This is a genomic window from Borrelia sp. P9F1, from assembly GCF_030436115.1.
GTDB lineage: Bacteria > Spirochaetota > Spirochaetia > Borreliales > Borreliaceae > Borrelia.
This window is the reverse complement of the sequence record NZ_CP129407.1, coordinates 682,871-697,933: the sequence shown is the minus strand read 5'-3', so window position 1 is coordinate 697,933 and position 15,063 is coordinate 682,871. Positions and strand designations below refer to the sequence as shown.

Sequence of the window (15,063 nt, the reverse complement as noted above, 5' to 3'; positions counted from 1 at the left end):
TTATTCATTAATCAAGACTCAAACCGCGGAAACTAACCAATAATTTACTGCTAAACAACTACCATTTACACTAATCTCATATATACTTATTATTAAGATCTTTATGTTGTTTAGAAAATTTAGAGGTTCAAATACCTACGTTGTGATTATCTCGATAACCACATTTGCTGAGAACAGGTTATATTCCATTTTATCAAACACAAGGTATCTAATTGAAAATAAAAAACTGAGCTATAAGATACACTGGACATTTCCGACATACTTTTTTGAAATTCTGAAATTAAATTCGGAATTAAATGAATGGTTTTTTAAAAGACTTAAAAATAATGAAGATATTTACATTCCAAGTACTTACAGTGGAAATCCTCATGAATACATGCTGCACGATGAGATCCATGTGGATCTATATTGGGCCTTAAAGAATCCATTCGGTAGTGGATATAAAGATTTATTTAAGAATAGTCCTCCTATGTTTTATATGTACAAGATGGAAAAACTAAGAAAAAAAGTGCTTGAACTATATAGAAAGCTTAATTTTAACTACATAGAAGGAGTGAGATACGCAAAAAATAAAAAAAAATATCTAGTTTTTTACAAAAATAATTGTCAATTTTTATCCGAAATTCAAGATCCTGGAATACATAAGAAGAACGTAAATACACTTCTTTACTTCCATGAAATTAAAGAAGTGTACAATAATCAAGAGTTAAAGAATTTCCTACTCTCCCTAAAAGGGCTGGATGCAAGCCTATATAGCATTAAGGTACAAAATCTAGAAGGAACCAAAATAGTTGCAGATTTGTTAGAAATTCCTGAGTTCAATTCACTAAGGGAACAAGCACTAATTCTACAATTCCAAAACAAAAGATTAAAGGAATATCAAATAAATGAAAATTCCTTAAAAGAATTTTTAACTAGTAAAAATTTTGAACAACACCCAAAAAACCCAGAGTCTGTTACAAGCAAAAACCTTGAATACAATATGGAAGGCAATTTTACGCTATCCCATTTGAAGTATAGTGTGAGATTTGAGGAAGGAAAACTTAACAAAATAAAACACAAGGAAAGACAAGTTGAATTTCTAGACTCTTGCAGAACTTACCTTAAAGTTTTATCAAAAAAGGACATCATCATAGAACCAACGATTGAAAGCTCATTCTCATTTTCAAATGATAAAATTCTAGGGGTTAGACAATATTTGAATTTCAACACAAAAGAAAAGTCGATAATTGATTTCTTCCTAGACGAAAATCTTGCAAGCTTTTTTATATCCATCAAAATAGTATGGCCTTCTGGTATAGCATTGGATGGCAAAACCCTAAAGACCGTCGACACAAATTATTTACTTGAATATTCAAGCTTAGAGATGCCCATCTTTGAAGTTGACAAAGAAACAAACCTAAAAATCACTGCAAGATACAATGACTATGACACTTATGAAAAAATTATTGAAACAAAAAGAGATACTAAAGGATATATTAACGGCACCGAATTTTTAATCTCTAAAGGAAGTGACCAGAGCAGCAATTTTTTTATTAGTTTTCTACATATTGAAAAATACATGATATACACAATTAATTACAAAATCGAAAAAATGAGTAATAAGAGATGGTTTATTTTAAACATAGGAGGATCTTACAATATGGTAAAAACCGAAGATTTGAGTAATTATTCTTTAAGTCTGAATTTATTATTACTCCCAATGAATAATAATTTTGATAATAAAATAAAGATAAATTCAAAAATAAAAAATCTACTCTTCTATCCAAACATACAAAATATGAAAATAAATAACCGACAGTAGTAAAATATTAATAAATCGTTATAAAATTATTCCATAAGGACGTTAAAGTACTTAATCTTACATTAATAAAAGGTTTATTATATGAACAATGACACAATGGAAGTGCATTCCACTTTAGAAAAGGTAGGTATTACCAATGACCCTATCCTGTTAAAGGCGTTAACAACAGAATTGGGAATGAAAGCTTCTCATTCAAGAAATAGAATAATTTTATACATAGCATCAAATCCAAAGGAATACTTTACAGCAAAAGAGATTTATAATAAATTGATAACGGAAATACCAAGCTTATCGAAAGCAACAGTATACAACACGCTCAACGTTTTAAAAGAACGCAACATTTTAAAAGATATAAAAACAACTGACCAAAAGGAAACAAGATTTTACCTAAGTTTGTCTTCTACAATAGCTCACTTTAAATGTAATAGATGCAATCAGGTCTATCCGATACAACTCGATGAGATTAAAGATATTTTGAAAGACAAACTTGGAGAGGAATGGAGAACTAAATCTATTGAAATTATTTATTCGGGAGCTTGCAACAACTGCTCTCAAAATTTGAGCGAAGAAAATGTAGACATTCTTTGCGATTCCAGCCACAAGGAAAACAATTTATGACCATAAAGAATGCTATTTTTGTTTTCATATTTTTACTTCTCCTAACACTAGTTAGCCCAAGGGTGAAGTTTAAGAATGAATTTATAAAGGTTAAGGTTCCTAATAAACTTGAAGAACTGGACCAGTACTTATTGATTGGCGAGTCCAAATTCAATTTAGAAGAAAACACAAAAAAAGAAATCATATGGCACGGAAACAAGGAACAAACAGAATACTCCGTTGTTTATTTTCATGGATTTGCATCATCTAAAAACGGAATTTACCCCGTTCCAAATAACATAGCCAAAGCTTTAAATGCGAATATTTTTTTTACAAGATTTAAAGGCCACGGAATTGACGAAAAAGATGCCTTCAAAGGTGTCCAAACTCAAGATTGGTTAAGAGATATTGATGAAGCTATTCAAATTGGAAAATTAATAGGAAAAAAATTAATAATTATTGGAACCTCAAACGGCGGAGCAGCTGCTATTTGGGCACTAGAAAATTATCCAAACGAAATACATTCTGCTACCCTAATATCTCCTAATATCTATCCTAAAGATAAGAGAACAAGCTTAATTTACTACCCTTGGGGGCGCCAACTTGCATATCTTGCAACGGGTGGATACAATAAGTTTGAAACAAAAGAGAGTAAGAAGATAGAGCATGAAGTGGTCAAAACTTTCCATACAGAGTGGCAACAAGTAGACTCAATAATCGCAATGATGGGACTTGTCAAGTTAATCAATTCGCATGGGTTTGCCAGGATAACAACCCCCATGATGATAATTTATCCTCCCAGAGACCCAACGGTAGATTCTAGTAAAATAAATCAGTTCATAAGCGAATATGGAGGATACAAGGAAGAAATACCAATTACCCTTGTTGAAAGCGATCACTCACACGTTCCGGTTGGAAACCACAGTCACAGGAGCGCCCAAAACACATCTTATTTCACAAAATATGTGGTTGCTTTTATTAAAAAAATAAAAAGCAAGTGATACAACACTTGCTTTTTATTTGCAAACTTTAATTACCAAGAATTTCTTCTATCTCATTCTTCAGCACACTTACCCCGGGTCCGTAAACCACCTGAATTCCATTACTCTTAATAATCACCTTCTTAGCCCCAGTACTGTCCAAAGTAGACTGTAAAACCTTCATAGGATCTTTTACGGTAACTCTAAGTCTTGTAGCACAACAATCAAGCTCAACAATGTTCTCAACACCCCCAAGACCTTCAATCACTTCAGATGCAACAGATTTCCCTTCTGATTCTCTAAAAGGAAGAGATACATCTCCAGACTCTAGCATATCTTCCCTTCCTGGAGTCTTATAATCGAATCTAGATATAAAGAAAGCGAAACTCAGATAATACAAGAAAAACCAAAAAACACCTACCACTGGAACTAATATCCAATTGGTCCTTGAATTCCCCTGTAAAATCCCAAAAAGAATAAAATCAATAAATCCCCCAGAAAAAGTCTGTCCTATTGTAATTTGCAAAATATGTGAAATCATAAATGCAAAACCATCAAATACAGCATGCATAACGTAAAGAAACGGCGCTACAAATAGAAAAGAAAACTCAAGAGGCTCTGTAATTCCTGTCAAAAAGGAAGTCAAGGCTGCTGATAGTAAAAGACCAAAAACTTTAGTTTTCTGACTAGGCTTTGCAAGTCGGTAAAGAGCAAAAGCAGCTCCGGGTAAGCCAAACATCATGGTAATAAACCTTCCACTCATAAAACGACTTGTTCCAACAAAAAATTTATCAGTACCCTGAGCAGCAAGTTCAGCAAAAAAAATGTTTTGTGTTCCCTCAACTAACCTACCATCCACAATTTCAGAGCCACCAATACCAGTTGTCCAGAAGGGTAAATAAAATATATGATGCAAGCCAAATGGACCAAGCATTCTTAAGAACACACCATAAATTAGAGTTCCAACATAACCTGTTGCTTCTACCAAACCACCCACTTTGCTAATACCAGACTGCATAAAAGGCCAAAAAATAAACATAAACACCGCTAGCAAAATGCTTGCAAAAGAAACCACTATCGGTATAAACCTAGAACCTGAAAAAAATCCAAGAACCCTTGGAAGCTCAACTTTATTTAACCTATTGTGAAGATAATAGGTTAATATTCCAACAACTACACCCCCAAAAACACCTGTCTCTAAAGTCTTAATCCCAAGTATTAGCCCTACAGCCCCACTTGAGAGGACCTCAGCTTTTCCTGACATATCAACTAAAATACCAACAGTAGCATTCATAACAAGATATCCAATAAAAGCCGCAAGCCCTGCAGTTCCCTTGTCTGATTTTGCAAGTCCAACAGCAACCCCAATCGCAAATATCGGAGCTAAATTCACAAAAATAATAGCCCCCGCTGTACTCATTATTTTAAAGGCTGCCTGCAAGAAAAATATGTCTAGAAAAGTATAGGCCCTAACCGTCGCCGGATTGGACAAAGCTCCTCCAATTCCTAAAAACAATCCCGATGCAGGGAGGATGGCAATAGGCAACATAAAAGAACGTCCAAATTTTTGAGCATTCTCAAAGAATTTCCCCATAAAAACTCCTATCTGTCTAAAAAGACACAAAAAACACTATAAATATTTTCAAAGTTCCACAACCTCATTTATTTTCAGGTTCCACAACTTCATTTATTTTTTCAACAAAACTTTTTGTAATCTCCATCGGCCTCGTAATCGCGCCTCCTACAACAACGAAAGAAACTCCCAGCTCAAAGCATCTCTTGGCCTTAAGAGGTGTATCAATCTTACCCTCAACTATTAATTTTGATTTAAAGTTAAACTCAAGCAATTTTTTTAAAAAGGAAAAGTCATCATCGGCAATATTTAACCCCTCAGTATCCTTTGTATACCCATGCAAAGTTGTACCAATAAAATCAAACCCAAGTTTATCGGCAATAACAGCTTCTTCCAAAGAGCCAATATCTGCCATTAGGGGTTGATTTGGATATTTATTCCTAATTCTATCAAAAAATTTAGCCAGTAAGATTCCATCCGGACGCTCTCTAAGAGTAGCATCAAGAGCAACAACATCAACGCCCTCACCACATAGTTCATCAATCTCCCTAATAGTAGGTGTAATAAAAACGGGAGAATTACCATAAACCCTTTTAATAATGCCTATTATTGGTAAATCAACTTCTGATTTTATTTTGCTAATATCTGAAATCCCATTGGCTCTAATTCCAACTGCCCCCCCCAACTTTGCTGCTAATGCCATCCTAGACATAATAAAACTACTATGCAATGGCTCACCCTCAAGTGCCTGACAAGAAACAATTAAACCCCTCCCAATCTCTCTATTAATACTCAACCTCCTACAACTAACTTCCTACAAAATTTAAATATTACCCATGCGTTCTACACAATTTTTTAAAAAGCACAATCCATTATAGATTTAAGAACAAAAAAATACAAAAAATTTTTAATTTTATTTGACACACTCATATTAAACTATAATTTAAACATGCCAAATAAAATAAACTGGTTTCCTGGACACATGAAAAGGGCTTTAAGGTTAATCAATGAGAACCTTAAAAGAACAAATATTGTATTAGAAATCCTTGATGCTAGAGCTCCGCTTAGTAGTAAAAATCCAATAACCGAGCAAATCATTAAAAATACAGGAAAGGAAAAAATAATACTTTTAAACAAGTCAGATCTTACAATTGAAAGAGAAATTTTAAAATGGGGGTCTTATTTTGCTTCCCTTGGTGATCACGTAATAATTAGCAATATTTACAAAAAAGGAATGAAGAAACAAATAATAGACAAAATTAAAAAAGTGGCAAGCGTGAAAAAGATTAGAACTTATACAGAAAAAATAAAAGTCTTAGTAATTGGAATTCCAAATGTTGGAAAATCATCAATAATGAATCTAATAGTAGGGAAAAAAAGCGCAAGCGTTGCAAATAAACCGGGACATACAAAAAATATACAAATCGTTAAAGCAAATGAAGAAATTAATATTTTTGATACACCAGGCTTATTATGGCACAACTTAGAAGACCAAGAAATTGCAAAAAAACTTGCAATCCTAGACATGATAAAAGAAGAAATAATAGACAGTATTGACCTTTCTCTCTACTTGCTTAAAGAAATGCACAATAATAACAAAAGTAACTTGTTAGATAGATATAAAATAATCTCAACGGATTCACTTCAAATCTTGGAAGAATTTGCAAGAGCAAGGGGGTTTATAAATAAAAAATGCAAAATAGACATACAAAGGGCATCAAAAACACTAATAAAAGAATATAGAGAAGGTAAATTTGGGAAAATAATACTCGACCTTAACATACCAAAACAACACTAAATTAAAATTATTTACATAAGAATTAATATAAAGTATAATCTGTCACTGTGCTGTTCGTTGGTGCATACGTAAAAAAGGAGGGTCCCATTAGTTGAATAATCTTATCCTAGAGATTAAGGACTTAAGTCATTACTACGCTGATGGTGGTAGTAAAACTCTAGATAAAATTAATTTAAAAGTTAAAAAAAATGAATTTATTACACTACTTGGTCCCTCAGGATGCGGGAAGACCACTCTCATTAAAATACTGGGAGGATTTTTAAGACAAAAGGAAGGCGAGGTCTACTTTTTATCAAGAGAAATTTCAGGAATTAGTCCTGATAAGAGAGAGCTTAATACTGTATTTCAAAATTATGCACTGTTTCCGCATATGAATGTTTTTGACAATATTGCATTCGGTCTTAGAATGAAGAAGATAAACAAAAATTTGATTAAGGAAAAAGTAAGGGCATCTCTTTCTTTGATTGGAATGCAAAAATACGCTTATAGAAACATTAATGAATTATCGGGAGGACAAAAACAAAGGGTTGCGATTGCAAGGGCAATAGTTATGGAACCTAAACTTTTGCTATTAGACGAACCACTCTCTGCACTCGATTTAAAGATGAGACAAGAGATGCAGAGGGAGCTTAAAAATATACAAAGAAAGCTTGGAATCACTTTTATTTATGTTACTCATGACCAAGAAGAAGCCTTAACAATGAGCGACAGAATAGTTGTGATGAATGAGGGAGCCATTCTTCAAATTGGAACTCCTGAGGAAATCTACAACGAACCTAATACAAAATTCGTGGCTGATTTTATTGGAGAAAGTAATATTTTTGACGGAACATACGAGGATGAGTTTGTTGTTAGTATGTTTGGAAAGAATTTTGAATGCCTTGACAAGGGGTTTCAAAATAAGGAACCGGTTGACCTCGTAATACGACCAGAAGATGTAAAGATACTTCCCAAAGGTAAGGGACACTTAAGTGGAGTTATAACTTCGGCAATATTTCAGGGTGTTCACTACGAAATGACACTAGAGATTGCAAAATATAACTGGTTAATCCAGAGTACAAAACTTACGAAAGTCGGAGAAGAAGTTGATATTTTCCTAGAACCTAATGACATTCATGTAATGGGTAAAGAGCAATAGTGATGAACAGAATAACATTGGGCATGTATATTATATTTTTATCAATCTTTGTTATAATCCCACTGCTCATAATCATAGCCCTTGGCTTCCTTAATGAGAATGACGAACTTACGTTTGCAAATTTTAACAGACTACTAGAACCAAGTTACTTAAGGATTTTTTCAAGAAGCACTAAACTCGCGTTAATTGCAACAATTTTCTGCATTATCATTGGGTACCCTACAGCATGGTTCATATCAATATCTAAGAAAAGTATTCAAAACATACTCATAATAATGATAATACTTCCTATGTGGGTTAATACCCTACTTAGAACTTACGCTTGGATAAGGATATTAGGAAGAAATGGAATTATTAATAACTTGCTTGAAACAATAGGACTTACCAGCATGGATTTGATATACAACGAGCAAGCTGTAACAATCGGTATGGTATATAATTTCCTGCCGTTTATGGTTTTACCTGTATATACAGGACTTTTAAAAATTAAGCCCGAATATATTGAAGGGGCAAGGGATCTTGGAGCAAGAATGTGGCAAATTTTACTATACGTAAAGGTGCCGTTGACATTATCTTATCTTGCAACAGGAATAATAATGGTATTTATTCCCTCAATTACAGTGTTTATCATCTCAGACTTGTTAGGTGGTTCTAAACAAATTTTAATTGGAAACTTAATCGAAAAACAATTCTTATTCGTAGAAGATTGGCATACTGGAGCTGCTATTTCTTTTATTGTTATGATAGTGATATTAATATTTAACCTCACAATACTTAAATTAATGCAAAAAAATAATGTAGAATAAGGAATCAATATGCTTAACATATTAAAAAACACTTTTTTATTCTTTACATTTGGGTTTATTTATGCCCCCATAATAATTTTAGTAGTTTACTCCTTCAATGCAGGTGACCATGGCTTTTTTTGGCAAGGATTTAGCTTGAAATGGTACAGAGAAGTTTTCGAATCACAGCAAATAAAAACCGTAATATACAACACTTTATCCGTAGCAGTAATATCATCTTTAGTATCTGTTGCAGTTGGTGTCCTGGGTGCCTATGGTATTTATAAAACTCAAAATAAAAGAATAAAAACAATCCTGCTATCAATCAATAAAATACCAATAATCAACCCTGATATTGTAACAGGCATCAGTTTGATGACATTTTACTCGGCTATAAAAGTACAGCTAGGATTCTCCACTATGTTAATGTCACACATAATGTTTTCAACACCTTATGTAGTAATAACCATTTTGCCCAAGCTATATTCACTTCCAGAAAATATCATTAATGCAGCTCGTGACCTTGGGGCTTCAGAGAGTCAAATATTTAAAAACATAATATTTCCAGAAATAATTGGAGGAGTAGCCACAGGCGGACTTATTGCATTTACATTATCCGTTGATGATTTCCTAATATCCTTCTTTACGACAGGACAAGGCTTTAACAATTTGTCAATACTTATAAATTCTTTAACGAAAAGAGGAATAAAGCCAATTATCAATGCAATTTCTTCTATTTTATTTTTCGTAATACTTAGTCTTTTATTTATTATTAACAAATTTGTAGGAATTAAAAAATTAACAACAGACACAGAAATTTAGATAAAAGGAGTTTTTTTTGAAAAAAATATTAATATTACTAGCTTTAATAGTTCTATCTTGCCATCCTGAAGAGAAAAAAGACACTCTCAACATCCTTAATTGGGCAGAATACATTGATGAAGACTTGCTAGCTCAATTTGAAAGAGACAATAATATCAAGATAAACTACGAAATCTTTAATAATAATGAAGAAATGATGGCAAAGTTTAACAGTACAAAGGGTTATTATGACATAATAGTACCCTCAGAGTATTTGATCGGAGAATTGGCAAGTGAAAATAGGATTGAAAAATTAGACCACTCAAGATTGCCAAATGTAAGAGATAATATTTTAGAAAAACTTAAAGATCTAGAGTATGACCCTGGAAACGCTTACTCCATACCTATGTTTTGGGGAGTGATGGGAATACTTTACAATAAGACAAAGGTTGATGTAAAAGACATGAATGGGTTTGATATCCTGTTTAATGAGAAATACAGAAAAGAAATTGCAATGCTAGATTCTCCAAAAGAAAATATTGGAGTTGCACTTAAACAACTTGGTTACTTATTTAATGAACACGACCTATCTAGAATAAGAGAAGCTGGAGAGATACTAAAAAAACAAAACTCCTTACTAGTAGGATATTTCTCAGATATTGCTGCAAAATCACTAATACTTAATGGAGAGGCGTCTATTCAACTAACATGGAGTGGAGAAGCTCAAGATGCCATGATAAAAGACGCAAATCTAGATTTTTATGCTCCTGAGGGAACAAATCTTTGGATTGATGTAATGGCGATTCCATCAGACGCACCCCACAAAGAACTTGCTTATAAATTCATAAACTTTCTTTATGAAAATGAAGCGTCCTACGCAAATTTTCAAGAAACGAGATATAATTCACCAAACAAAAATGTATTGAGCTGTTTAAAAGAAGAAGCCGTGCAAAATCCTGAAATGAAATTATACTTGGAAGAAAAATTTCTTCCAAAAGATTTTTCAAAATTGGAAGTATTTAAAACAGTACCTAGAGAAGTAAAAGAAGAACAACTAAGGATATATGTGGAACTAGCTTCCTAAAAAACATCTCATAGAGAAACAACCTTCTTCAAGGGTTGTTTCCTAGCTTCTAATGAAGCGCAAAATATGACTTTTTAAACTAACACCAATTATAGACAAAATGATGATAACGCCTAAAAAAGCTTGATAGAACAAAAATGAAATGATGTCAACGGGAGATATGGTTCCTTTTGCAAGATTTATTACACTTATCATGTGCATACCATATGGTAAGGCTCCTATTAAAGCACAAGAGGAAACAGAAAGCAAAGCCGAACATCGCTTAGGACATACCGAATTACTCTCAGATATTCCCCTAGCTACGGTTCCATTAACTAAAATCGCAAGACCACTATTTGCAAGAAACCCTGTAACCATAACTATCAAAAAAGTAATCGTAAATTCAGCGCTTCTCCTACACTTAGCTAAAAGCCTCACCTTATTTAAAACCCACTCAAATCCTCCGTGCTTAATAGCCATATAAGACATTCCTCCAGTAAGGATAACGAGAATAATCATGTCACTTAAATCCAACAGACCCCTATTGATATTTTTAGACATTGAAAGCAAAGTTAAATCGCCACAAAAAATACCAATACCACCAGCAATCAATATCCCAAGAAATAAAACCAAAAACACATCTACCCCTAGAAACGCAAAAACTATAACAAAAAGGTAAGGAAGAACCTTTAAATAACTAATATCCGTAAGATCACTTACAAAATTGACATTCTCAACAGACGAACCTACAATAGCAAACGCTACGGTTGCCATTGCGGCAGCAGGAATTGCAAACCAAGCTCCACTATTGAAAACATCTCTAATCTTAACTCCTTGCGTACGACTGGCGATAATGGTTGTATCTGATATTAAAGACATACTATCTCCAAAAGCACCTCCTCCAAGAACAGCGCCTGCAACCATTGGCAAAGGAATTCCGCTTTTATTTGCTATCTCAAGTCCGATTGGAGTAACAGCCACAACAGTACCCATAAAACTACCAGTTGAAGTAGAGAGAAAAAGGCATATTAAAAATATACCTGCCACCAATAAATTAGAAGGTATATATTTAAGTCCAATATTCGCTACAGTTTCAATACTACCTATCTGATTGCAAACAGAAGAGAAAGCACCTGAAATCATAAATATTAAATAAATAAATGTAATATCAAACTGTGCACATCCTTTAATAAATTCGTTTATCTTATCTGTAAACGACCCCTTAAATAAAAGAAATGCTGTAACAACACCCAACAACATCGCAACTATGGGTGGCATTTGATAAAAAGCCATCTTGACACCTTGAATTTCTAAGGCCACCCCCGTTCCAATGTATACAACAATAAAAACAAGAAAGGGAACAAGTCCTAAAAAACTTGGCATTACACATTTACTCGTGTCCATTAACACCTCCTATGTAATTTAAACTACATTAATTCCTAGAAAAAGACCAAGAAAATCCTTTAATATCAAGACCAACCATGGACAAAATCACAAAAAGTAGCAAAGATAAATGATAAATTAAAAACGATATAATACCCATAGGAGAAACAAGTCCATCAAAAAATCCTATTAAAATGATCATCTGAGCCCCATATGGAATAAAGCCCTGGGAAATACAAGAAAAAATATCTAAAAGGGAAGCACTCCTGCAAGAGGATATTTCATTCTTAACAGATATTTCTTTTGCAAATTTGCCACAAACAAGAATAGCAATCGTATTATTAGCCAGAAAAACATCAACCACAGAAGCAAGTGATGCTATTACGAACTCCGCAGAACGCTTACCTCGTATTAAAGTCTTAAGCTTAACTAAAACCCACTTAAACCCCCCATTTTTAATTACAACAAAAGACACCCCTCCTGTAAGGATTGAGAGGAAAATTAAGTCACCCATACTTAAAAATCCTTCACTGATTTTTTTCATCACGTATAAAAACTGCAAATTTTCGTAAAAAATGCTGACAATACCTACAAAGACGATACCTATAAATAAAACAAAAAAAACATTTAACCCCAGCAAAGATAAAACAATAACAGCAAGATAAGGAACTATTTTGACCAAGTCTACTGAACTACTCACCAGAGATTCCACATTAGCCAAATCACCTGAGAGAAAGTAAAATCCGAAAAAAGTAAATATGGCTGATGGGAATGCATAAACAAAACTAGCCTTAAAAACATCTGTAATACTACTACCCTGAGTACGACTTGACACAATAGTTGTATCTGATATTAAAGAAAGATTATCCCCAAATACAGCCCCACACATCACAGCAGCGGCCATTAAACTTAAATCAGCACCTATCTTATTCGCGATTTCAAAAGCAATAGGAGCAATCGCTACGATTGCCCCTACAGAAGTTCCTGCTGAGAAGGAAATAAAACAAGTAACTAAAAATATGCCTGAAACAACCCATTTGGAGCTTATATATCTAAGCCCAACATTGGCAACAGCTTCAACGCTGCCTATCTCTTTACAAAGATTAGAAAAAGCTCCTGCTAATAAAAAAATAAGACACATCAAAATTATGTCATACTGAGAAGCTCCCTCAACAAAACTATGAATTTTATCCTCTAATTTCCCCCGAAAACCCAAAAACCCCGTAATAGATGCAATAAACATCGCAACGCTTGCAGGAAACTGGTAAAAAGCCATTTCTACGCCCCTAAATTCCAAGTAGACACCAGTTCCTAGATAAATTACTACAAAAACAATAAAAGGCAACAGCCCTAAAAAATTTGGTCTAATCTTAAACTCAATATTCTTCATACAAAACACCCTTAAACAATAAACCACCTGCACCACACGTATATGTCACCGTGGATCTTCCACAAACAAACCAACACATTGTCGCTCACTAAAACCAGACTTTATTTAATGCAAAAAATTACAACACGCTGTCTTAAGTCTATCTCTATTTCTAGCATTAAAGGGCATGTAAATGTATATTTATATGCTTCGCCAAAAATGACCCTCTTCTAAAATCATATTTGCCTGACTTGGCCCCTCGGATCCGTAAAAATAACCCCAGTTCTTAACGCCCTCCCACTTATTAAGAATATCTGATACGAACTCCCAAGAACTATCAATTTCGTCATTACGAGCATATAAGGTTCTATCCCCTAAAAAAGCATCAAGGAGTAAACGCTCGTAAGATTCTCCAAAAAATTTACTAAATGAAGAGTGATAAGAAAATTCCATATTAGCTTCCTGCATTTCATAATTATATCCTGGTCGCTTAGTATTAAACTTAATCTCAATCCCATCTCTTGGTTGAATTCTGAAAATCAAAGCATTTGACATATTATTCGGAGTAGTGTTAAAGGGGGTGAAATCTGGTTTTTTAAACTGGATGTATATTTCCGAAAATTTCCTTGCAAGTGCTTTTCCTGTTCTAATGTAGAATGGAACGCCAGACCAGCGCCAATTATTAATAAATACCTTCATTGCCAAATAAGTTTCGGTATTTGAAGTCTTTAGAAATTCAGCTTCTTCCCTATATCCTTTCTTTAAAAGCCCTTGTACTCGAGAACTCAAATATTGTCCTTTAACAATATGATTTTCAATTTCATCTTTTTCAAATTTTTTCAAGCTCTTTAAAACCTTGACCTTTTCATCATGAATAAAATCTGAATCAAATCCAATAGGCGACTCCATCGCAACAAGACTTAAAAGCTGTAGGATATGATTTTGAAACATATCTTTCAAGGCACCAGCAGAGTCATAATACTCAAATCTACCATCAACGCCTACTTCTTCAGCAACTGTAATTTGAACAAAATCCACATAACGATTATTCCAAATGTTTTCAAAAATAGAATTTCCAAATCTAAATGTAAAAATATTTTGAACCGTTTCTTTGCCCAAATAGTGGTCTATTCTGTAAAGTTGATCCTCCTTGAAAACAGAATAAAGAAGTGAGTTTAGATACCTAGCTGTATCAAGACTACTGCCAAAAGGCTTCTCAAGCACTATTTTAGAACATGAAGGAATATCTGTTAGTGAATATGGCTTTAAGTTTTCTATTATTGCTTCATAAAACTCAGGAGAAGTTGACAAATAATATACTCTCTCTCTTGTTTTAACCAACAGATTAAACAATTCAAAGTAAGCTTCCTTTTCTTTAAAATCTCCTGCCAAATAAACGAAAAACCTCAAAAAATCGTCCACCAAGGTTAGTTCCTCTTCTTGCCACAAAGCATCCTTAATGTAGACTTTAAACTCCTCGTCATTAAAAATTCTACGAGAAAATCCAATAACCCTAAAATCGCTAATATAACCATCTTTATACAAATTAAAAAGGGAAGGAATAAGCTTCCTTCTTGACAAATTCCCCGTAACCCCAAATATTACAATATCGAAACCAGATACATTCTTTTGCATCACAAAATATCTCCAATGAACAAATTATACTATTATCGCCGGTCCAAAAACTAAGAAATACCCTGCATAAGAACAGTTACCCTTACTTTAAGTTCAAGTTAAACACATTTAATCGAAACATTATGTATTTATTAGAA

At 33.5% G+C, this 15,063-nt stretch carries 13 protein-coding genes; 8 read left to right on the top strand and 5 right to left on the bottom strand.

Features of this window, described 5'->3' with window-relative positions:
- The first annotated feature begins 103 nt into the window (after positions 1-103).
- The 3 genes from QYZ68_RS03340 to QYZ68_RS03330 all read left to right on the top strand — a co-directional run bounded on the left by QYZ68_RS03340 (position 104) and on the right by QYZ68_RS03330 (position 3,402).
- Entirely contained in the window at positions 104-1,804 is a 1,701-nt protein-coding gene (locus QYZ68_RS03340) for a histidine kinase (RefSeq protein ID WP_476390624.1), read from the top strand.
- Between the two features lie 81 nt (positions 1,805-1,885).
- Positions 1,886-2,422 carry a ferric uptake regulation protein gene (locus tag QYZ68_RS03335; protein WP_301384157.1) on the top strand — a complete coding sequence of 179 codons (537 nt, stop codon included), beginning with the start codon at positions 1,886-1,888 and terminating at the stop codon, positions 2,420-2,422.
- Positions 2,419-3,402 (top strand): alpha/beta hydrolase, encoded by a 984-nt coding sequence (locus QYZ68_RS03330; RefSeq protein ID WP_301384156.1) that lies wholly within the window; start codon positions 2,419-2,421, stop codon positions 3,400-3,402. The genes QYZ68_RS03335 and QYZ68_RS03330 overlap by 4 nt, the downstream gene beginning before the upstream one ends.
- A 28-nt stretch (positions 3,403-3,430) precedes the next feature.
- Here the strand turns inward: QYZ68_RS03330 and QYZ68_RS03325 are convergent, their stop codons facing one another.
- Positions 3,431-4,975, bottom strand: coding sequence for a PTS transporter subunit EIIC (locus tag QYZ68_RS03325; protein ID WP_301384155.1), 1,545 nt, complete (start codon positions 4,973-4,975; stop codon positions 3,431-3,433).
- Between the two features lie 64 nt (positions 4,976-5,039).
- Positions 5,040-5,744 (bottom strand): putative N-acetylmannosamine-6-phosphate 2-epimerase, encoded by a 705-nt coding sequence (locus tag QYZ68_RS03320; RefSeq protein ID WP_476390640.1) that lies wholly within the window; start codon positions 5,742-5,744, stop codon positions 5,040-5,042.
- Positions 5,745-5,903: 159 nt separating this feature from the next.
- Here QYZ68_RS03320 and ylqF point away from each other — a divergent pair, with 159 nt between their 5' ends.
- The 5 genes from ylqF (at position 5,904) to QYZ68_RS03295 (ending at position 10,560) form a co-directional block, all read left to right on the top strand.
- On the top strand, positions 5,904-6,752 hold the full coding sequence (ylqF, locus tag QYZ68_RS03315; protein WP_301384153.1) for a ribosome biogenesis GTPase YlqF: 849 nt from the start codon (positions 5,904-5,906) through the stop codon (positions 6,750-6,752).
- Between the two features lie 91 nt (positions 6,753-6,843).
- Positions 6,844-7,890 carry an ABC transporter ATP-binding protein gene (locus tag QYZ68_RS03310; RefSeq protein WP_301384152.1) on the top strand — a complete coding sequence of 349 codons (1,047 nt, stop codon included), beginning with the start codon at positions 6,844-6,846 and terminating at the stop codon, positions 7,888-7,890.
- Between the two features lie 2 nt (positions 7,891-7,892).
- Positions 7,893-8,696: an ABC transporter permease gene (locus QYZ68_RS03305; protein ID WP_301384151.1), complete on the top strand. Its 804-nt coding sequence runs from the start codon at positions 7,893-7,895 to the stop codon at positions 8,694-8,696.
- 9 nt (positions 8,697-8,705) lie between these two features.
- Positions 8,706-9,497: an ABC transporter permease gene (locus QYZ68_RS03300; protein WP_301384150.1), complete on the top strand. Its 792-nt coding sequence runs from the start codon at positions 8,706-8,708 to the stop codon at positions 9,495-9,497.
- 16 nt (positions 9,498-9,513) lie between these two features.
- Complete coding sequence (locus QYZ68_RS03295) at positions 9,514-10,560, top strand: ABC transporter substrate-binding protein (protein WP_301384149.1); 1,047 nt, start codon at positions 9,514-9,516, stop codon at positions 10,558-10,560.
- Between the two features lie 42 nt (positions 10,561-10,602).
- Here QYZ68_RS03295 and QYZ68_RS03290 read toward each other — a convergent pair whose 3' ends face one another.
- The 3 genes from QYZ68_RS03290 to zwf all read right to left on the bottom strand — a co-directional run bounded on the left by QYZ68_RS03290 (position 10,603) and on the right by zwf (position 14,926).
- Complete coding sequence (locus tag QYZ68_RS03290) at positions 10,603-11,943, bottom strand: Na+/H+ antiporter NhaC family protein (protein ID WP_301384148.1); 1,341 nt, start codon at positions 11,941-11,943, stop codon at positions 10,603-10,605.
- A 28-nt stretch (positions 11,944-11,971) separates the two neighbouring features.
- Complete coding sequence (locus QYZ68_RS03285) at positions 11,972-13,312, bottom strand: Na+/H+ antiporter NhaC family protein (protein ID WP_301384147.1); 1,341 nt, start codon at positions 13,310-13,312, stop codon at positions 11,972-11,974.
- A 180-nt stretch (positions 13,313-13,492) separates the two neighbouring features.
- Positions 13,493-14,926, bottom strand: a complete 1,434-nt coding sequence (gene zwf, locus QYZ68_RS03280; protein WP_476390623.1) for a glucose-6-phosphate dehydrogenase — start codon at positions 14,924-14,926, stop codon at positions 13,493-13,495.
- Between the last annotated feature and the right edge of the window lie 137 nt (positions 14,927-15,063).

Bases quoted from the DNA above. Each gene is read 5' to 3' on its own strand.
- QYZ68_RS03340 (WP_476390624.1), top strand. From the start codon at position 104: ATGTTGTTTAGAAAATTTAGAGGTTCAAATACCTACGTTGTGATTATC.
- QYZ68_RS03335 (WP_301384157.1), top strand. From the start codon at position 1,886: ATGAACAATGACACAATGGAAGTGCATTCCACTTTAGAAAAGGTAGGT.
- QYZ68_RS03330 (WP_301384156.1), top strand. From the start codon at position 2,419: ATGACCATAAAGAATGCTATTTTTGTTTTCATATTTTTACTTCTCCTA.
- QYZ68_RS03325 (WP_301384155.1), bottom strand. From the start codon at position 4,975: ATGGGGAAATTCTTTGAGAATGCTCAAAAATTTGGACGTTCTTTTATG.
- ylqF (WP_301384153.1), top strand. From the start codon at position 5,904: ATGCCAAATAAAATAAACTGGTTTCCTGGACACATGAAAAGGGCTTTA.
- QYZ68_RS03305 (WP_301384151.1), top strand. From the start codon at position 7,893: ATGAACAGAATAACATTGGGCATGTATATTATATTTTTATCAATCTTT.
- QYZ68_RS03300 (WP_301384150.1), top strand. From the start codon at position 8,706: ATGCTTAACATATTAAAAAACACTTTTTTATTCTTTACATTTGGGTTT.
- QYZ68_RS03290 (WP_301384148.1), bottom strand. From the start codon at position 11,943: ATGGACACGAGTAAATGTGTAATGCCAAGTTTTTTAGGACTTGTTCCC.
- QYZ68_RS03285 (WP_301384147.1), bottom strand. From the start codon at position 13,312: ATGAAGAATATTGAGTTTAAGATTAGACCAAATTTTTTAGGGCTGTTG.
- zwf (WP_476390623.1), bottom strand. From the start codon at position 14,926: ATGCAAAAGAATGTATCTGGTTTCGATATTGTAATATTTGGGGTTACG.